Origin of the sequence: Erythrobacter neustonensis, assembly GCF_001663175.1 — a bacterium.
Classification (GTDB): domain Bacteria; phylum Pseudomonadota; class Alphaproteobacteria; order Sphingomonadales; family Sphingomonadaceae; genus Erythrobacter; species Erythrobacter neustonensis.
In genome coordinates this window covers 1,661,862-1,678,026 of record NZ_CP016033.1, presented here as the reverse complement: position 1 = coordinate 1,678,026, position 16,165 = coordinate 1,661,862, and the positions used below count along the sequence as shown (strand labels likewise).

22 protein-coding genes are annotated in these 16,165 nt (G+C 66.5%); 13 read left to right on the top strand and 9 right to left on the bottom strand.

Annotation, left to right across the window (positions count from 1 at the left end; all coding sequences use genetic code 11):
- Positions 1-66 precede the first annotated feature (66 nt).
- The 7 genes from A9D12_RS07780 to A9D12_RS14670 all read left to right on the top strand — a co-directional run bounded on the left by A9D12_RS07780 (position 67) and on the right by A9D12_RS14670 (position 5,543).
- Positions 67-1,404 carry an acyl-CoA dehydrogenase family protein gene (locus A9D12_RS07780; protein WP_068350771.1) on the top strand — a complete coding sequence of 446 codons (1,338 nt, stop codon included), beginning with the start codon at positions 67-69 and terminating at the stop codon, positions 1,402-1,404.
- Positions 1,405-1,488: 84 nt separating this feature from the next.
- On the top strand, positions 1,489-2,577 hold the full coding sequence (locus A9D12_RS07775; RefSeq protein ID WP_068350770.1) for a Zn-dependent alcohol dehydrogenase: 1,089 nt from the start codon (positions 1,489-1,491) through the stop codon (positions 2,575-2,577).
- Positions 2,577-3,659: a phosphotransferase family protein gene (locus A9D12_RS07770; protein WP_068350769.1), complete on the top strand. Its 1,083-nt coding sequence runs from the start codon at positions 2,577-2,579 to the stop codon at positions 3,657-3,659. The genes A9D12_RS07775 and A9D12_RS07770 overlap by 1 nt, the downstream gene beginning before the upstream one ends.
- Positions 3,660-3,801: 142 nt before the next feature.
- Positions 3,802-4,638 (top strand): 2,3,4,5-tetrahydropyridine-2,6-dicarboxylate N-succinyltransferase, encoded by an 837-nt coding sequence (gene dapD, locus A9D12_RS07765; RefSeq protein WP_068350768.1) that lies wholly within the window; start codon positions 3,802-3,804, stop codon positions 4,636-4,638.
- 116 nt (positions 4,639-4,754) lie between these two features.
- Entirely contained in the window at positions 4,755-5,042 is a 288-nt protein-coding gene (locus tag A9D12_RS07760) for a hypothetical protein (protein WP_068350767.1), read from the top strand.
- Positions 5,043-5,048: 6 nt separating this feature from the next.
- Positions 5,049-5,270 carry a hypervirulence associated TUDOR domain-containing protein gene (locus A9D12_RS07755; RefSeq protein ID WP_231889572.1) on the top strand — a complete coding sequence of 74 codons (222 nt, stop codon included), beginning with the start codon at positions 5,049-5,051 and terminating at the stop codon, positions 5,268-5,270.
- A gap of 114 nt (positions 5,271-5,384) precedes the next feature.
- Positions 5,385-5,543: a hypothetical protein gene (locus A9D12_RS14670; RefSeq protein ID WP_156522830.1), complete on the top strand. Its 159-nt coding sequence runs from the start codon at positions 5,385-5,387 to the stop codon at positions 5,541-5,543.
- A gap of 7 nt (positions 5,544-5,550) precedes the next feature.
- On the opposite strand, the gene A9D12_RS07750 is transcribed toward A9D12_RS14670, so the two are convergent.
- Positions 5,551-6,858, bottom strand: a complete 1,308-nt coding sequence (locus tag A9D12_RS07750) for a dipeptidase (RefSeq protein WP_068350766.1) — start codon at positions 6,856-6,858, stop codon at positions 5,551-5,553.
- Between the two features lie 52 nt (positions 6,859-6,910).
- Here A9D12_RS07750 and A9D12_RS07745 point away from each other — a divergent pair, with 52 nt between their 5' ends.
- From A9D12_RS07745 to A9D12_RS07735, 3 genes are read left to right on the top strand one after another with little or no spacing between them, the layout of a single operon-like run.
- Positions 6,911-7,363, top strand: coding sequence for a cupin domain-containing protein (locus A9D12_RS07745; protein WP_068350765.1), 453 nt, complete (start codon positions 6,911-6,913; stop codon positions 7,361-7,363).
- Positions 7,360-7,773 carry a DoxX family protein gene (locus A9D12_RS07740; RefSeq protein WP_068354008.1) on the top strand — a complete coding sequence of 138 codons (414 nt, stop codon included), beginning with the start codon at positions 7,360-7,362 and terminating at the stop codon, positions 7,771-7,773. Before A9D12_RS07745 ends, A9D12_RS07740 begins: the two co-directional genes overlap by 4 nt.
- On the top strand, positions 7,770-8,018 hold the full coding sequence (locus A9D12_RS07735) for a DUF3253 domain-containing protein (RefSeq protein WP_068350764.1): 249 nt from the start codon (positions 7,770-7,772) through the stop codon (positions 8,016-8,018). Before A9D12_RS07740 ends, A9D12_RS07735 begins: the two co-directional genes overlap by 4 nt.
- Before the next feature lie 40 nt (positions 8,019-8,058).
- Here the strand turns inward: A9D12_RS07735 and A9D12_RS07730 are convergent, their stop codons facing one another.
- A complete protein-coding gene (locus tag A9D12_RS07730; RefSeq protein WP_068354003.1) occupies positions 8,059-8,310 on the bottom strand; it encodes an SWIB/MDM2 domain-containing protein in 252 nt (83 codons plus the stop codon).
- A gap of 31 nt (positions 8,311-8,341) precedes the next feature.
- The gene (locus tag A9D12_RS07725; protein WP_068350763.1) at positions 8,342-8,929 is read right to left on the bottom strand and encodes a YbhB/YbcL family Raf kinase inhibitor-like protein; all 588 of its coding nucleotides are present in this window, start codon (positions 8,927-8,929) and stop codon (positions 8,342-8,344) included.
- 254 nt (positions 8,930-9,183) lie between these two features.
- Between A9D12_RS07725 and A9D12_RS07720 the strand changes: the two genes are divergently transcribed.
- Positions 9,184-10,662 (top strand): S41 family peptidase, encoded by a 1,479-nt coding sequence (locus A9D12_RS07720; protein WP_068350762.1) that lies wholly within the window; start codon positions 9,184-9,186, stop codon positions 10,660-10,662.
- 22 nt (positions 10,663-10,684) lie between these two features.
- Here A9D12_RS07720 and A9D12_RS07715 read toward each other — a convergent pair whose 3' ends face one another.
- Positions 10,685-11,092 carry a GFA family protein gene (locus A9D12_RS07715; protein WP_068350761.1) on the bottom strand — a complete coding sequence of 136 codons (408 nt, stop codon included), beginning with the start codon at positions 11,090-11,092 and terminating at the stop codon, positions 10,685-10,687.
- A 30-nt stretch (positions 11,093-11,122) separates the two neighbouring features.
- Entirely contained in the window at positions 11,123-11,554 is a 432-nt protein-coding gene (locus A9D12_RS07710; protein WP_068350760.1) for a COG3650 family protein, read from the bottom strand.
- A gap of 66 nt (positions 11,555-11,620) precedes the next feature.
- Between A9D12_RS07710 and A9D12_RS07705 the strand changes: the two genes are divergently transcribed.
- Positions 11,621-12,859, top strand: coding sequence for an FAD-binding domain-containing protein (locus A9D12_RS07705; RefSeq protein ID WP_068350759.1), 1,239 nt, complete (start codon positions 11,621-11,623; stop codon positions 12,857-12,859).
- A gap of 78 nt (positions 12,860-12,937) precedes the next feature.
- The gene (locus A9D12_RS07700) at positions 12,938-14,140 is read left to right on the top strand and encodes a hypothetical protein (protein WP_068350758.1); all 1,203 of its coding nucleotides are present in this window, start codon (positions 12,938-12,940) and stop codon (positions 14,138-14,140) included.
- Between the two features lie 19 nt (positions 14,141-14,159).
- Here the strand turns inward: A9D12_RS07700 and A9D12_RS07695 are convergent, their stop codons facing one another.
- The 4 genes from A9D12_RS07695 to A9D12_RS07680 all read right to left on the bottom strand — a co-directional run bounded on the left by A9D12_RS07695 (position 14,160) and on the right by A9D12_RS07680 (position 16,160).
- Complete coding sequence (locus A9D12_RS07695) at positions 14,160-14,513, bottom strand: HPF/RaiA family ribosome-associated protein (protein ID WP_231889571.1); 354 nt, start codon at positions 14,511-14,513, stop codon at positions 14,160-14,162.
- Between the two features lie 90 nt (positions 14,514-14,603).
- Positions 14,604-14,816, bottom strand: coding sequence for a hypothetical protein (locus tag A9D12_RS07690; RefSeq protein WP_068350757.1), 213 nt, complete (start codon positions 14,814-14,816; stop codon positions 14,604-14,606).
- Between the two features lie 125 nt (positions 14,817-14,941).
- Entirely contained in the window at positions 14,942-15,154 is a 213-nt protein-coding gene (locus tag A9D12_RS07685; RefSeq protein ID WP_068350756.1) for a cold-shock protein, read from the bottom strand.
- A 331-nt stretch (positions 15,155-15,485) separates the two neighbouring features.
- Positions 15,486-16,160, bottom strand: coding sequence for a hypothetical protein (locus A9D12_RS07680; RefSeq protein WP_068350755.1), 675 nt, complete (start codon positions 16,158-16,160; stop codon positions 15,486-15,488).
- Positions 16,161-16,165 lie beyond the last annotated feature (5 nt).

Sequence of the window (16,165 nt, the reverse complement as noted above, 5' to 3'; positions counted from 1 at the left end):
TGCGCCACGCTCTGCCACGATCACCCCAAGATTCGATTAGACGCAAGGACGAGAGGAACTCCCCCAATGGATTTTGAACCCACCGAACGCCAGGTTTACTGGCGCGATCGTGTGCGCGATTTCATCGACACGCATATCCGCCCCAACATGGACACCTACAAGACGCAGGACGCCGCCGGTGGCCGCTGGAAGGTGATCGACATCATCGAGGACAAGAAGAAGCTCGCCAAGGAAGCGGGCATCTGGAACCTGTTCATGCCGCCGCGCAACGACAGCCACCACCATGTCGACGATACCTTCGAATTCGAAGGCCCGGGCCTCACCAACCTCGAATATGCGCTGTGCGCCGAGGAAATGGGCCGCATCACCTGGGCATCGGAAGTGTTCAACTGCTCCGCGCCTGACACCGGCAACATGGAAGTCTTCCACCGCTACGGCACCGCCGCGCAGAAGGAGCAGTGGCTGCGTCCGCTGATGAACGGCGAGATCCGTTCGGCCTTCCTGATGACCGAGCCCAACACCGCCTCGTCCGATGCGACCAACATCGAGACCCGGATCGAGCGCGACGGCGATCATTACATCATCAACGGGCGCAAGTGGTGGTCTTCGGGCCTTGGCGATCCGCGCTGCAAGATCGCGATCGTGATGGGCAAGACCAATCCCGATGCGCAGCGCCACGCGCAGCAATCGCAGATCCTGATGCCGATCGACACGCCCGGCGTGAACATCCTGCGCCATCTGCCCGTGTTCGGCTATGACGATGCCCCGCACGGCCACATGGAAGTCGAGATGGTCAACGTCCGCGTTCCGGCCGAAAACATCCTGCTTGGCGAAGGACGCGGGTTCGAGATCGCGCAGGGGCGCCTCGGGCCGGGCCGCATCCACCACTGCATGCGCACCATCGGCACCGCCGAAGAGGCGCTGGCCAAGATGTGCCGCCGCCTGCAGGAACGCGAAGCCTTCGGCAAGCCGGTCTACAAGCACTCGGTCTGGGAAGAGCGCGTCGCGCGCGCCCGCATCGATATCGAAATGACCCGCCTGCTCTGCCTCAAGGCGGCCGACATGATGGACAAGGTCGGCAACAAGTCGGCCAAGCAGGAAATTGCGATGATCAAGGTGCAGGCGCCCAACATGGCGCTCAAGATCATCGACGATGCGATCCAGGCGCATGGCGGCGGCGGCGTGTCGGACGATTACGGCCTTGCCTCGGCCTATGCCCACCAGCGCACACTGCGTCTGGCGGACGGGCCGGACGAAGTCCACGCCCGCTCGATCGCGCACATGGAATTTGCCAAGCACGCGCCGGTTCCGGGGCCCACGGCCAACGCGCTGCGCGGCGACCACGGGCGCGCGGTGAATGACACCGCCAGCTTCAGCTCGGGCGACATGGGCGTCGCGCGCTAAGCGGCAACGTCTGCCGACTGCATCCGGGGCGGCCGCCGCACAGGCGCCGCCCCGGCTAACCAACCCACATCAATGAGGACACCCATGGCAAAAGCCGCCATCCTTGAGCAACCCGGCCAGGGCCTTCGCATCGCCGAAGTCACCTATGCCGCGCCCGGCCCGCACGAAGTGCTGATCGACACCAAGGCGTGCGGGCTGTGCCATTCGGACCTCCACTTCATCGACGGGCATTACCCCCACGCGCTCCCCGCGATTCCGGGTCACGAGGCGGCCGGCATTGTCCGCGCGGTCGGCAGCGAAGTGCGCACGGTCAAGCCGGGCGATCATGTCGTTTCCTGCCTGTCGGCCTTTTGCGGCCACTGCGAATTCTGCGTCACGGGCCGCATGGCGCTGTGCCTTGGCGCGGACACCCGCCGCCAGAAGGGCGATGGCGCGCGCATTGCTTTCGGTGACGGTGCGCCCGTAAATCAGATGCTCAATCTCTCGGCCCTGTCCGAACAGATGCTGATCCACGAACACGCCTGCGTCGCGATCGACAAGGCGATGCCGTTTGATCGCGCAGCGCTGCTCGGCTGCGCGGTGACGACTGGCGCGGGGACGATCTTCAACGCCTGCAAGGTCACCCCGGGCGAAACCGTCCTGGTGGTGGGTTGCGGCGGCGTGGGCCTCGCCGCGATCAACGCCGCGAAAATCGCGGGCGCAGGCAAGATCATCGCCGCCGATCCCCTGCCCGAAAAGCGCGCGCTGGCCGAAGTGCTGGGCGCGACCCACACCGTCGATGCGATGGCGGAGGATGCCGCCAAGCAGATCATCGCGATCAGCAGCGGCGGGGTCGATTGGGGGATCGAGGCCGTCGGACGGCAAGCCTCGGCCGATCTTGCGGTCGCTTCGCTGCGCCGCGGCGGGACCGCGGTCATCCTCGGGATGATGCCGCTGGACTGCAAAGTGGGCCTTGGCGCGATGGATCTGCTTGGCGGGAAGAAGCTGATGGGCGCGATCATGGGGATGAACCACTTCCCGGTCGATCTGCCGCGGCTGGTCGATTTCTACCTGCGCGGGCTGCTCGATCTCGACACGATCATCGCCGAACGCATCAGCCTCGACCAGGTCAACGACGGCTTCGACACGATGCGCAAGGGCACATCTGCCCGCACCGTGGTGGTGTTCGACTGATGGCGGACAATCAGGCAATCGACTTCGACAAGGAAATGGTCGGCACGGTCGCAGTGACCGAGAAGGACGCGCTCGACCTGCCCGCATTGACCGCGTGGTTCGAAGAGCACGTCGAAGGCTTCGAAGGGCCGATCAGTTACACCAAGTTCAAGGGCGGGCAATCGAACCCGACCTACCGGATCGACACGCCGGGCGCGTCCTACGTGCTGCGCCGCCAGCCGTTCGGCAAGCTGCTCCCCAGCGCCCACGCGGTCGACCGCGAATATGCGGCGATGACGGGACTTTATCCCACCGGCTTCCCCGTCCCGCGGACCTATGGCCTGTGCGAAGACACGGACGTGATCGGGTCGAAGTTCTTCGTGATGAGCATGGCCGACGGGCGTAGTTTGTGGAACGGCGCGCTGCCGGGCCTCACGCCCGAGGAACGCCGCGAACATTACCACGCGCTGATCGACACGATGGCCGATCTGCACCTCAACGATCCGCAGGCGATCGGCATGGGCGATTATGGCAAGCCCACCGATTACTGCGCGCGCCAGATCGCGCGCTGGACCAAGCAGTACAAGCTCTCCGAAACCGAGCACATGCCCGAGATGGAGCGGCTGATCGCATGGCTGCCGCAAACCATTCCGCCGCAGCATGGCTCGTCTGTGGTGCACGGCGACTACCGGCTCGACAACGTGATCTTCGCGCATGACGAGCCGAAGATCATCGCAGTGCTCGACTGGGAGCTATCGACACTGGGCGATCCGATTGCCGATTTCAGCTACCTGATGCTCAACTGGTATCAGCCCGCCGACGGGCGCGCCGGGCTGTCGGGGCTCGATCTGGAGGCGCTGGGCATTCCCACGGTCGAACAGGCAGTCGAACGCTATGTCGCGCGCACCGGCTATCCCGTGCCGCCCATGGACTGGTATTTCGCCTACAACCTGTTCCGCTTGGCCGGGATCATGCAGGGCATCAAGAAGCGCGTGATCGATGGGACGGCGTCCAGCGCCCATGCCCAGGCGATGAGCGAGCGCGTGCGCCCGCTGGCGGAACGCGCTTACCAGTTCGCGCTTGCCGCAGGGATGGAGGAATAGTCTTTCCGGGCAGGCCCCTTACGGGACGAGCGCGCGTGCCTTTGCGGCGCCTGCCTGTGACCCTTCCCGCTTTGCATCATGCGCTTGCCGAGCCTGCGCGGCGCGGCTAGGCGCGCGTTGGAACAGACCGCCGGAGACACCCATGCACGAAGACCTGATCGCCGCCATCGAAGCCGCATGGGAAAACCGCGCCGACATCGCACCGGGCCACGAAGTGCGCCATGCGGTGAGCGATGCGCTCGCGCTGCTCGACAGCGGTGAGGCACGGGTCGCCTCGCCCGATGGCAATGGCGGCTGGCAGGTCAACCAGTGGCTCAAGAAGGCGGTGCTGCTCAGCTTCCGCCTCAACGACAACCGCGTGATGGATGGCGGCGCGGCGGGCGCGCCCGCGTTCGACAAAGTTCCGCTGAAATTCGCCGGATGGGGCGAAAACCGCTTCAAGGATGCAGGCTTCCGCGTAGTGCCCGGCGCAGTGGTGCGGCGCGGGGCGCACATCTCCAAGGGCGTCGTGCTGATGCCGAGCTTCGTCAACATCGGTGCCTATGTCGGCGAAAACACGATGATCGACACCTGGGCCACGGTCGGGTCGTGCGCGCAGATCGGTGCGAATGTGCATATTTCGGGCGGCGCAGGCATCGGCGGCGTGCTTGAGCCGCTTCAGGCCGGACCGGTCATCATCGGAGACGGTGCCTTCATCGGCGCCCGCGCCGAAGTCGCCGAAGGTGTGCGTGTGGGCGAAGGGGCCGTGCTGTCGATGGGCGTCTATCTCGGCGCGTCGACCAAGATCGTCGACCGCGCGACCGGCGAGGTTCACATCGGCGAAGTCCCGCCCTATGCGGTGGTCGTCCCCGGTTCGCTGCCGGGCAAGCCTCTGCCCGATGGCACCCCCGGCCCCAGCCTCTATTGCGCGGTGATCGTCAAGACCGTGGACGCGCAGACCCGTTCCAAGACCGGGATCAACGAATTGCTGCGCGATTGAGGCGGCGCGAGCGACGCACCTCCGTTCATCGCACCAGAGCACCGGCTCGTCGGCAGGTCTGAACATTCGGGCAAGCGCATGGCTTCTGTCTTTCCAACACAGGACAGGAGAATTCGATGCACACCGACCCCAACACCCCCGACGCGCCGATCGTGATCGACGATGTCGATGCCAAGGCCGGCACCAAGGGTGGCCACGTGCGTTGGGTGCTGATCATCAGCCTTGCGCTCGCCGCGATCGCGATGACGGTGATCTGGTTGACCGGCGCCTTGAGCCAGGACCCCGTCGAAAGCCAGATGAACGTCGAACGCCGCGTCGAAGCGCAGGCCGAACAGGCTGCCGACGACGGCAGCTCGATCGACGGCGTGACCAGCGACGCCGCCCCCACTGCCGCAGCGCAGTAACGCCAGGTGAGCGACACCTTCCGCAAGGGCCAGATGGTCAGCTGGTCGTGGGGCAACGGCACCGCGACCGGCAAGATCATCGACCGCTACGAGCGCAAGGTGACGCGCACCATCAAGGGCTCTGAAATTACCCGCAACGGTGGCAAGGACGATCCCGCCTATCTGATCGAACAGGATGATGGCGATGAGGTATTGAAGCTCTCCAGCGAGCTGAAGCCCGCCGCCTGACTTTGCCAAAATTTCCCGCGGAAGCGCTCTGCGGGAACGCATCTTCCGCATGATGGTTGATTGACGTTACGGAAATATCTTCCGTAGCGTCAATGATGCATGGGGAGAGCAAAAATGACCGATCTTGACGGCACCGTCCATATCGATGAAACCGCAGCGCGCGGCGCGGTGAGCAACACCGGCCTGCGTTATGTGCTGGGTTTCAGCCTCGCTTTCGCGGTTATCGCGATGAGCCTGGTGTGGATCATCCCCGCGCTCGCCCACGCGCATTGACCGGCGATCACCCCGCCGCGGCAGGCGGGGTGATCAGCGTTTCGATCGGCGGCTGACTGGCCTGGCTCGCGGCATAAGCCTCCGCCGCGCGCATCACGCGCAGGATATTGCGGCTCGCGATCATTTCGAGTTCGGCCTGCGAATAGCCGCGCTTGGCCAGTTCGGCGAACAGCAGCGGATAGCCGCGCACATCCTCGAAGCCGACCGGCCCGCTCGGCATGCCGTCGAAATCGCCGCCGATGCCGATATGTTCGGTGCCCGCGACTTTCCGGATATGGTCGATGTGATCGGCCATGTGGCTGATCGTGGTCGCAGGCTCGGGACTGGCCTTGTCCCATGCGGCCATCGCCTCGGTCACCTTGGCAGGCTGTCCCTGCCACAAGGCTTTCAGCCGCGCTTCCTCGGCCGAGCGGCGCGCGAACCACTGGCGGCGCTCCTCGTTGAGGAAGCCGGGAAGCGCGACCACCATCACGATCCCGCCGTTTTCGGGCAGGCGCGCCAATACGCTGTCGGGCACGTTGCGCGGATGGCCATTGACCGCGCGTGCGCCCGAATGGCTGAAGATCACCGGTGCGCGGGCCGCATCGAGCGCGTCCATCATCGTCGCCTCAGATACGTGGCTGAGATCGACCAGCATACCCAGCCGGTTCATTTCGCGCACCACGTCGACGCCGAACGGGCTGAGGCCGTCGAACTTCGGATTGTCGGTCGCCGCATCGGCCCAGGGCGTGTTGCTATTGTGCGTCAGCGTCATGTAACGCGCGCCCAGCGCATGCAGCTGGCGCAGTACACCAAGGCTCGACCCGATCGAATGGCCGCCCTCCATCCCCAGCAACGAAGCGATCTTGCCATCGGCCATCGCGCGTTCGACCTGATCGGCGGTGGTGGCAAAGGCCAGCGCCTGCGGGTTGCGCGCGATCAGCCGGCGGGTGACGTCGATCTGCTCGATCACCTGTTGCACCGCTTCAGGCTCATCGGGGTTGGAGGGGACATAGACCGACCAGAACTGCGCGCCGACCTTGCCCTGCCGCAGCCGGGCAAGATCGGTCTGCATCGCCGCGCCCGAGGGACTGGGTGCGATTGCGGTGGTATCCTCGAAATCGATCGTGTTGATCTGGTTGGCGAGCCGCGCGCGCAGCTGGTTGGGAACGTCGTTGTGCCCGTCGAAGATCGGCGCGGCTTCCAATGCGGCATTGGCCGTCGCGGTGGCGGCCGGATCGTCGATCGCCGGGGCCTTGGCCTTCTGCGCGGCGAGCGGGCTGGCGACCAGCAGCGCGGCGGCAAGGGCAAGACGCGAGGGCGCGAAAAGTTGCATGTGGCAAGCTCCCGAAGCTAGAGCGCCTGAAACATCAGGCAAAGGTCACGGCATGGATAGCGCGGACGCATTGATCGGACAATTGGCGCTTGCGCCGCACCCCGAGGGCGGATGGTACCGCGAGACATGGCGCGCCGCGCCGGGCCCCGATGGCCGTGCGCAAGGCACCGCGATCCTGTTCCTGCTGCGCAGCGGCGACGCCTCGCACTGGCACAAGGTCGACGCGGCCGAGCTGTGGATCTGGCAGGCGGGCGATCCGCTCGACCTGCGGTTGGCGGCAAGCGATGACGGCCCCGAACGTTCGGTCACGCTGGGCGCGCAGGTTGCGGCAGGCCAGCAATTGCAGGGCCTCGTCGCGCCTGGCGAATGGCAGGCGGCCCGCGCGGTCGATGGCGGCGTGCATGGATACAGCCTCGTGACCTGCGTGGTCGTGCCCGGCTTCGACTTTGCCGGCTTCACGCTTGCCGCCCCCGGATGGGCGCCCGGCACGGGAGCGCACGCATGATCCGCACCGTGCTGCGCTGGGTGCTCACGCTGTTCTATTTTGTCGCGGGGGTGATCCACCTTGCCAACCCTGCGCCGTTCCTCACCATCATGCCCGGCTGGGTGCCCGCGCCCGAAGCGGTGGTGTGGTGGACGGGGGTGGCCGAAATTCTCGGCGCGGTAGGCCTAGCGCAGCCCTTTTCCGAACGGCTGCGGCAATGGGCCGCATGGGGGCTGGCGGCCTATGCGCTGTGCGTGTTTCCCGCCAACATCAACCATTTCGCGATCGACATGGCGCGCAGCGATGGCGGCGGGCTGGGTCTTGCCTATCACGTCCCGCGGATGTTCGCCCAGCCGGCGATCATCTGGCTGGCGCTGTGGACCGGCGGATGCCTGCCGCTGCTGCGGCGGCGGCGCGGCGAGACGGCGTGACCCCGCCCGAGGCGATCCTCACCCTCCTCGCACGCCGCGCGCCGGGCGCAACGATCTGCCCGAGCGAGGCCGCGCGGCTGCTGGCCGGGCCTAATGGCGGCTGGCGCGCCCGGATGGACGCGGTGCATGCCGCTGCCGAGGCACTGGTCGCCGACGGCACGATCGCGCTGTCATGGAAGGGCGCGCCGGTGCCATCCGGCCCCACGCAAAAGCGGCGCGGACCCTACCGGATCGCGCGCCGCTGATGTTGCAAGTCCAATGAGCGCCGGCAGGCGCCCCGGAGGCTTACTTGAGATGCTTGGAGACCGCAGCGGTCATCTTGAACATCGAGATCTGGTCCTTGCCGATCACCGCGCCGAGCTTGTCGTCGGGGTTGATCTGGCGCTTGTCCTTGGCGTCCTGCAGGTCATTCGCCTTGATGTATTCCCACACCTTCGAAGTCACCTGAGCGCGGGTCATCGGGCCCTTGCCGATCACCGCTTCAAGGTCACCCGAAAGGGTCACCGGCTTCTGCAGTGCATTGGTCGATCCAGCCATCATCTACTCCCTTATGTCAGTGGCAGGTTGATCAGAAATCGTCGTCTTCCCAGTCCGCATCACCGTCTCCGCCGCCGGTGAAGGTGGCATGAAGCACTGCGCAGGCGGTAATCGACCCTTGCAATGATGCGAGCAGTTCCGCCCGCCCCGCGCCGGGCATCAGCACCAGCGGAAGGTCAGTCGCGAAAAGTTGAAACAGGTAATGGCGCGTCTCGCCTTCGGGCGGGGACGGCAGCAGCCATTCGGAATTGCCCTGCGCGTTCTTGCCCGCACGCGGCGGGGTTTCGCCTTCGAGCAGCTTGCCGCGCTGTCCGGCAAGGCCCCACACCAGCCAGTGACAGGCAGGGTCGGCCGCTTCGCTGCTGGCATCTTCGACGATCAGCACAAGTTCGGCCGTGCCCGTGGGCGGCGCGCTCCATTCGAGCGGCGGGGCGACCGCGTCTTCCTCGAATGCGGTAAAACTGGGATCGAGCGCCTCGCCCGAGGCAAAGGCCGGGCTGGTCAGCGCAAAGCCGCCGCGCGCCAGCGTCGCCGCAGCCCCCAGCTTCGCGATGGCGAGGCCAGAATGACGTGCGGGTGCGGGCACATGGGGTGCGAGCCAGGCGGGAAATTCGGTCATGATTCTGTAAGGTCCTTCGCCTCGTGCTAGTCCGTTCGGGCAGCGGATACGAGACTTGCCGGAGCAATTTTCGGCGGTTTTTGCGGAAAACCCTGCGAATGCAGGCAAAAAGGTCACGCTTTTCGTCTCCGAAACCGCGATTTTGCAACGCATCGCTTGCTCTTGGGCCTTCGCCATTGCATCTCGGCGAGTGTGGCCGGTCGCAGCGGCCCCGCTCCTCAACACCTGCGAGACTTGCCGGAGTTGCCCCCAGAATGACGATCGCACGCACTGCCCTCAGTCTTGTTCTTGCCTTCCAGCTGGCCGCATGCGGCGGCGGCGATGGCTCTTCCTCGACCCCGCCCCCCACCGGCGGCGGCGGCGGAACCCCCACCCCGACCCCGACATCGGCGACCTGCGGATTGAGCGCGAAGCAGGACTTTGCCGACCGCGTGCTCAACGAATGGTATCTGTTCCCCGATCTGCTGGCGACGGTGAACCCTGCATCCTTCACCAATCTCGACGATTATCTCGACGCCCGGGTAAAGCCCGCGCGCGATCTGGGCCGTGACCGGTTCTTCACCTTCGCCACCTCGATTGCCGAGGAAAACGCGCTGATCAATTCGGGCTCCTCGGCAGGTTTCGGCATCCGTCTGGCCTATGACACCGCGAACCGGCGATTGTTCGTGGTCGAAGCCTACGAGACCGCCAACGGCTTTGCCGCCGGGCTCGACCGAGGGAGCGAGATCACCGCGATCGGCACCGATGCGTCCAACCTGCAAACGGTCGCCAGCCTGTTTGCCAGCGGCGGCACCCAGGCAGTGGTCAATGCACTCGGTGCCTCCGACCCGGGCGTGACCCGCGTGCTGCGCTTTACCCAGCCGGGCGGCGCGGTGGTCGAGCGCAGCATCACCAAGACCAACTTCGCGCTCGATCCGATGTCGGACCGCTACGGCGCGCTGGTGCTCGACGATGGCGGCAAGAAGGTGGGCTATATCAACCTTCGCACCTTCATCATCGCCGATGCGGCCGACCAGCTGCGCACCGCATTCGGCCAGTTTTCCGCACAGGGCGTGACCGAGCTGATCCTCGATCTGCGTTACAACGGCGGCGGGCTGGTCAGCGTCGGGGACACTTTCGGCGACCTGATGGGCCGCGGCCGCGTGGGTCAGGTGTGGAGCAAGGAAGTGCTGCGCCCCTCCAAGTCGTCCGAAAACAGCACCCGCCTGTTCCGCAGCGAAGCCAACGCGATCGCGCCCACCAAGGTAGCGGTGATCACCACCGGGTCGAGCGCATCGGCGAGCGAGCTGGTCGCCAATTCGCTGATCCCCTATCTCGGCAGTAACATGGCGCTGGTCGGGGCCAATTCCTTCGGCAAGCCGGTGGGCCAGTTCGGGTTCGATCTTGCCTCGTGCGATCTGCGCGTGCGGGCGGTGGCGTTCCGCACGGTCAATGCCAACGATAGAGGCGATTACTACACCGGGCTTGCCAGCGTGGTGCCCAACACGTGCCGCGCGGGCGACGATATCGGCTTCCCGCTGGGCGACCCGCGCGAGGCATCGATCGCGGCGGCGCTCGGCTTCCTTGGCGGGCGCAGCTGTTCGCCGATCACCGCGACCAGCCGCACGGCGAGCGCGACCGGCGGCACGACCCAATCCGACAGCACGTTCGGCGGCGCAGGCCTGCCCGAACGCGAACCGCTCCAGCCGCGCCGCCCGCGCCCGGCACAGCACGAACTGCCGGGGCTTTACTGATCCTGCGCTGCCGGAAGGGCGGTCAAAGCCCTTCCGGCACCGTTTCAAAGGCGGGCGTATCGCCGAGGTCGACCCAGTCCTGCTTGCTCTTGGCATAGCAGTGGAAGGCGGGCTTCAGGATGCCGGTATCGTCCAGCGTGCCCGCTTTGATGAACAGCATCCCCGGCGGACTTTCGACCCGCGTGAACACCGGCGATCCGCATTCGGGGCAGAACTGCCGCCGCACCGCCGCGCCGCTGTCGCCGATGTCGTGGTAGGTCTTCAAAGTCCCTTCGAAGCTCACCGCAGCTTCTGGCACGCCGATGATGACCGACAGCGCGCTGCCCGCCTGCCGCTGGCAGTTCTTGCAATGGCAGGTCACGCACAGCAGCGGCTCCGCGTCGCAGGCATATCGCACCGCGCCGCACAGGCATCCTCCGGTGATGGTCATGGCCTTGTCTCCCCCTTGTGACCGTGCGCCTTATGGCGCTGCGGGGCCGGTGAACGGCTGGCTGGTGGTATAGCCGCAGCCCTGCAGAGTCTCCCCGTCCAAAGCGATAGTGGCGACGAACGGAAACACCCGGTCGCTCATCCCGTCGCTGCAATTGCCGGGCGTCAGCGTGGCGGTCAGGCTTTTGCCGTCGAGCGTGCCCGACAGCCCCAGCCCGCCATTGCCGGCAAAGCGGGTGACGGCGAAGGGGGTGCCGGACTGGTTGCCCGGTGTGGTCCAGACGCCTTGCGCGCCGGTCGCCTCAAGGCGCCAGAACGGTTCGGTGCCCACCAGCGTGATCGTCTCGTCCGGCGCGACCGCGTCAAAGGCCTGACCTTCGGGATCGATCCCGTCGGTCTGCGCCGGCGTGCAGGCGCCAAGCATGGCGGCGGACAGGGCGAATGCGAATGCGCGGGCGGTCATGCGGGTTCTCCTTCAACGGCTGAAGAATAGGCCGGAACCATGCCAGCGCCAAGGCATTGGGCGCGCATGGACTTTGCCCCCACCCGCGCCGCCGCGCTTGCCCGCCTTGCCCGGTTCCTTCCCGCCGCAGGGCGCCGCTATGCCGAAACCCGCAATGCCGATAATGGCCCGGCGGCCGGCGGGCGCGGCAATGTCAGCCAGTTGTCGCCGTGGCTGCACGCGGGGATCATCGGCGAGGCCGAAGTGCTCGACGCCGTGCTGGCGGCGCACGGCCCGCGCGCATCGGAGAAATTTATCGCCGAGGTGTTCTGGCGGATCTATTTCAAGGGCTACCTCGAACAGCGCCCGCAGATCTGGGCAGATTATGTCACGGGGCGCGACGCCGCGCTCGCCGCCACGGATGCCAATGCGGGCCGGCGCACGGCCTATGCCCGGGCCATCGAGGGCCGCACCGGGATCGAAGCCTTCGATGTCTGGGCGCACGAACTCGTCGAAACCGGCTACCTCCACAATCATGCGCGGATGTGGTTTGCGAGCATCTGGATCTTCACGCTCAAGCTCGACTGGCGGCTGGGCGCGGACTTCTTCCTGCGGCATCTGATGGACGGCGACGCTGCGTCGAACACGCTGTCGTGGCGCTGGGTCGCGGGTCTGCACACCAAGGGCAAGCACTATCTCGCCCGCGCGGACAATATCGCGCGCTATACTGCCGCACGGCCCGGCGGCGCGCTCGCCGCGTTCGGGCTTGCGGGCGATGATACGCCGCCGCTGACCGAGCCGCAGGACTATCCGCGCGCGATGCCGGGCCTGCCCGGCGCGGTGAGTGCGAGCGACCTTGCGCAGCCCTTTGCGCTGCTGCTGCATGACGAGGCGGCGCATCACGCCCCGCTTGGTCTGCCGGCCGAGCCCGCGCTGGTGATCGGTGCGCAGCGGGCAGAGGCGCGCTCTCCCGGTGCGATCGGCGCGCCGCTGCGCGTCTTTGCCGAAGGTGCGGTCGCCCACGGCATGGCCGAGGCGGCAGCGGCCTTTGGCTGCGCTGCGATGCAATGGCAGCCCGGCGCGCCGCTTGCCCCGCTGCTCGGCGCTGCTCGAGTGGAGCGGATCGCGGTGCCTTACCTGCCGACTGGCTGGACCCGCGATGCGCTGTGGCCCGAGCTTGCGCCGCTCGCCGCGCAGGGCCGCATCATCACGCTGCTGGGCGAGCTTGACCGGGTGACTTGGCCGCTGGCGAAGGCGGGGTTCTTCCCCGTGGGCAAGGCGGCGGGGACGCTGCTTGCCGAATGCGGGATCACCGGCAGGGCGTGAGAGGCGTCTCAACCCGGCCTTAACCTGCCAGCCCCTATGCCAAGGGCGGACCGATCATTTGCCGGGGCTCCCTCTCCCATGCTCTACCCCAACCGCATTCAGGCCGCGCTTCTGTTCGACCAGCCAGTCACGCAGCTGGCCACCATCGTCCGCGACTTTCAGCGGATCGAAGGGATGCGTTCGGGCGCGCAGTTCAATGTGCCAGAGGAAAATCCGGGCCGCTTCGTCCGCCTGTTCAACGGGGCGGAGGAACTGATGGTGACCTTCGAATATTGCGATTACCCGTGCGACACCGCTCTGTTCCGGCCCGCGCTGTCCTCGGCCTTTGTCGGGATCGCGACACCCGACATCCGCGAACGCATTGCCCGCAGCCGCAGCCACATCCTGATCGAAGTCTCGCACGGCGTGATGGCGGGGGTCGAGGACAATCCCGAGATCGCCGCGATGTTCGAAGCGATCGGCCGCCCGCGGGCGGGCGCGACCCAGGCGCAGTTCGAACGCCGGATCGCAATGCTTGCCCTGATGGGACGGATCGCGGCCGAACATGCCATGCCGCTCGCGGTGCACTGGACCCAGTCCGACATGCTGTTGGGGGGCGACCTGTTCGATGCGCTTGCGGGGAATGATGCGGTGCCCGGAGCGCTCCACATCCACCCCTTCCTGTTCGGCCCGCACCCCGCGCCGGGTGAGGATGCACTGGTCGGCATCCGCACATTCGGCGCGCGCCACTGGCTGGGGCGCGAGGTCATCGTCCAGCCGAGCGCCTTGCCCTGGGCGACCAACCTCGAGACGATCTTCGCCTTCCTCAAGATCGCGACCATGCCGGGCGGCTATGTCATTCCCGATGGCGACAGCTTCGGCCCCGAGGACCGCAGCCTGTCCTACCGCGTGCGCCACCACGACGAAGGGGCCGATATCGGTTACGCCGAGCCCGAGCCGGCCGATGTGCCGTTCTACGAGCTGATCCCGCTCAGGCATGTCGCGCACGGCTTTACCGCGCCCGATCATGTCCCCGACGCCAACGCCTTCGACGACCGCGCCTTCCCGGTGGCGGTGATGCCGCCCGATCAGGACGAGCGCATGACGCTCGCCAACGAATGGGCGGGCAAGCGGCGGATGGCCGAAGCGATCGGCGGGCGCTTCGAAGTCCGCAAGGCTGGCCTTGCCGCGCCTGCTGCGCCGCCCTCCCCACCGCCGGCGGGAGGCCCCCCGCGCACCGCGCCGCCGACGATCGGCGGGCACGGGCCGCGCGGAAGGGTGTTCGGGCGCAAGGGTTTGTAGCGCCCCCGCGCCCGGGATGTCAGATCACCTTGTCGGGCGAAGGATTGCGCCGGCCGCGTTCGGCCCTTCCCAGCACCCGGCCAAGCCGTTCTGCCATCGTGCCGGCCGCGATCCGCGCCGCAGCGTCGACATCGGCGGCCTTGCCCGTCACCCCGATCGGGCGCGCGCCGCGGGGGCGGACCTCGATCGTGCAATGCTTGTCGTCCGCGCCGTGCTTGCGTCCGTTGACGTCCGAGACATGCACCTCGATCCGCGTCAAGCGGTCCGCAAACCGTGCCAGCCGCTGGCGCACCTGCGCCTCGATCCGCTGGGCCACATCGCGGGTTCCCATCACCGAGCTGTCGGTGTTGAACTGGAACTGCATCGTGCTCATGGCATCGTCTCCTTTGGGTTCAGTAGCCTGTTGCCCAAGGGAAATATGGCGATCCCGATCCCCGCGTTCCAGCGCAATCGGGTGAAGCGTTCACGAGGCGAGGCTTTCTGCCGCGCGGCGTTCGGCGCGGGCGATATCGGCTTTCTCGCGCTCGGCAACGGTCTTGCGCGCCTGTTCGGCGAGGCCCCGCCAGGTCTTTTCGGAACGCAATTCGCGGTCGCGCACATTGTCGAGCGTTGCCTTGGCGGCAAGCGCGGCGGCTTCGTCAGCACGCTCGCAGTAGAATTCGTAGGTCTGGGCCATGTTCGGTGTCCTGCCGCGGGAGAGAGGGGGAGGCGGGATTCGGTAGGCGTCGTCGTGGGGCAGTCTTGTCCCCGAAATGAGAGCGGCGGGGCGCGCCGGAACGCACCCCGCCGCAATCGGCGCGATTACGCGGCCGAAAGGTTTACGGCGCTTTCCTTGCCGTTGCGACCGCGCTCGAGCTCGAAGCTCAGACGCTGGTCCTTGTCGAGGGTCTGCATGCCGGCTGCCTGAACGGCAGTGATGTGGACGAAGCTGTCCGACGAACCGTCGTCGGGCTGAATGAAGCCATAGCCCTTGTCGGTGTTGAAGAACTTCACGGTGCCGGTCTTGGTAGTCATAGTCTGTTCCTTTCAAGAACATCGTAAATTCCCGCCGCAACGCGCAGCGGTTTTCGTGCGTTATCGTCCGATGAAAGGAAGTCGTCGTCTGGTTTACGCCGGGGGCCAAAGGGTTGAATACCAAAAGGCCAGGCGGCGGAGCGCAAATTTCGAAGTCCGTCGCAAATTTCGACGTCAGCAAGCACCTTCTAACACAGCTTTGCCCGTTCACCTAATCGCGCCGCGCAAGGCTTGCTTTGGGACATCGGCGAGGGCGCGCGTGCTTCCCCGTTTGCCGGGCGCAACCGGATCGGGCAGACGGCCCAGGAAAGTTGACGAAAGTGACACCGTGTCACTTTGCCTTTCTCCACCCATACTCCTGTAATGTCTGCATGATTTCATCGTCCGACCAGCCGGACGGACACGGGTTTTCGCGCGCGCCATCGTCCGATCGGCCGAATTCGTCGGGGTCTTCGGGAGTCAGCGCCCCGGTGTCCACCCCCGCCCCGCTGGCGATCTTGGCCAGCAGCCCCTCGAAATCGCGCGCGTGCCGCTCCGCCATCGGTTTCAGCCGCCCGAACACCGGATTGCCGGCGAAGGTGCTCGACCGCAGCAGCGCCAGCGTCAGGCTCTCGTCGAAGCGGCGATAGGAGCCGACCTGTTCGCCCTTGTAGAACACCGGCCGCTCGACCCCGTTCAGCGCGCGTTCGAGCGCGGCGTGGGCGAGCACGTCATAGGAATGATGAAACGCCACCTCCCACGCGAGATCGAAGGGCTGGCCCTTCAATCGCGAACGCAAGCGATAGGCCGACTGCCGCGACCGCCCCACCGACTTCGCCGCCTCGCTCACCGAATGCGTCGCCGAGAGCGCGCGCAGGAACGCGGTCTGCCGTTCGAGATCCCAGCCATCGACGCGGGTGGTCTGGTGTGGAGGCTCGGCGTGAGCCCCGGCGGCGGGTCCGGGGACGGAGCGGAGCTTTGCGCGGGTTGCGGGGTGGGGCGAGCGGGGTTTCTGGGCGCGGGTCATCGCGG

Coding starts and splice junctions, on each gene's coding strand:
- A9D12_RS07780 (WP_068350771.1), top strand. CDS start 67: ATGGATTTTGAACCCACCGAACGCCAGGTTTACTGGCGCGATCGTGTG.
- A9D12_RS07775 (WP_068350770.1), top strand. CDS start 1,489: ATGGCAAAAGCCGCCATCCTTGAGCAACCCGGCCAGGGCCTTCGCATC.
- A9D12_RS07770 (WP_068350769.1), top strand. CDS start 2,577: ATGGCGGACAATCAGGCAATCGACTTCGACAAGGAAATGGTCGGCACG.
- dapD (WP_068350768.1), top strand. CDS start 3,802: ATGCACGAAGACCTGATCGCCGCCATCGAAGCCGCATGGGAAAACCGC.
- A9D12_RS07760 (WP_068350767.1), top strand. CDS start 4,755: ATGCACACCGACCCCAACACCCCCGACGCGCCGATCGTGATCGACGAT.
- A9D12_RS14670 (WP_156522830.1), top strand. CDS start 5,385: ATGACCGATCTTGACGGCACCGTCCATATCGATGAAACCGCAGCGCGC.
- A9D12_RS07750 (WP_068350766.1), bottom strand. CDS start 6,858: ATGCAACTTTTCGCGCCCTCGCGTCTTGCCCTTGCCGCCGCGCTGCTG.
- A9D12_RS07745 (WP_068350765.1), top strand. CDS start 6,911: ATGGATAGCGCGGACGCATTGATCGGACAATTGGCGCTTGCGCCGCAC.
- A9D12_RS07740 (WP_068354008.1), top strand. CDS start 7,360: ATGATCCGCACCGTGCTGCGCTGGGTGCTCACGCTGTTCTATTTTGTC.
- A9D12_RS07730 (WP_068354003.1), bottom strand. CDS start 8,310: ATGGCTGGATCGACCAATGCACTGCAGAAGCCGGTGACCCTTTCGGGT.
- A9D12_RS07725 (WP_068350763.1), bottom strand. CDS start 8,929: ATGACCGAATTTCCCGCCTGGCTCGCACCCCATGTGCCCGCACCCGCA.
- A9D12_RS07720 (WP_068350762.1), top strand. CDS start 9,184: ATGACGATCGCACGCACTGCCCTCAGTCTTGTTCTTGCCTTCCAGCTG.
- A9D12_RS07715 (WP_068350761.1), bottom strand. CDS start 11,092: ATGACCATCACCGGAGGATGCCTGTGCGGCGCGGTGCGATATGCCTGC.
- A9D12_RS07710 (WP_068350760.1), bottom strand. CDS start 11,554: ATGACCGCCCGCGCATTCGCATTCGCCCTGTCCGCCGCCATGCTTGGC.
- A9D12_RS07705 (WP_068350759.1), top strand. CDS start 11,621: ATGGACTTTGCCCCCACCCGCGCCGCCGCGCTTGCCCGCCTTGCCCGG.
- A9D12_RS07700 (WP_068350758.1), top strand. CDS start 12,938: ATGCTCTACCCCAACCGCATTCAGGCCGCGCTTCTGTTCGACCAGCCA.
- A9D12_RS07695 (WP_231889571.1), bottom strand. CDS start 14,513: ATGAGCACGATGCAGTTCCAGTTCAACACCGACAGCTCGGTGATGGGA.
- A9D12_RS07690 (WP_068350757.1), bottom strand. CDS start 14,816: ATGGCCCAGACCTACGAATTCTACTGCGAGCGTGCTGACGAAGCCGCC.
- A9D12_RS07685 (WP_068350756.1), bottom strand. CDS start 15,154: ATGACTACCAAGACCGGCACCGTGAAGTTCTTCAACACCGACAAGGGC.
- A9D12_RS07680 (WP_068350755.1), bottom strand. CDS start 16,160: ATGACCCGCGCCCAGAAACCCCGCTCGCCCCACCCCGCAACCCGCGCA.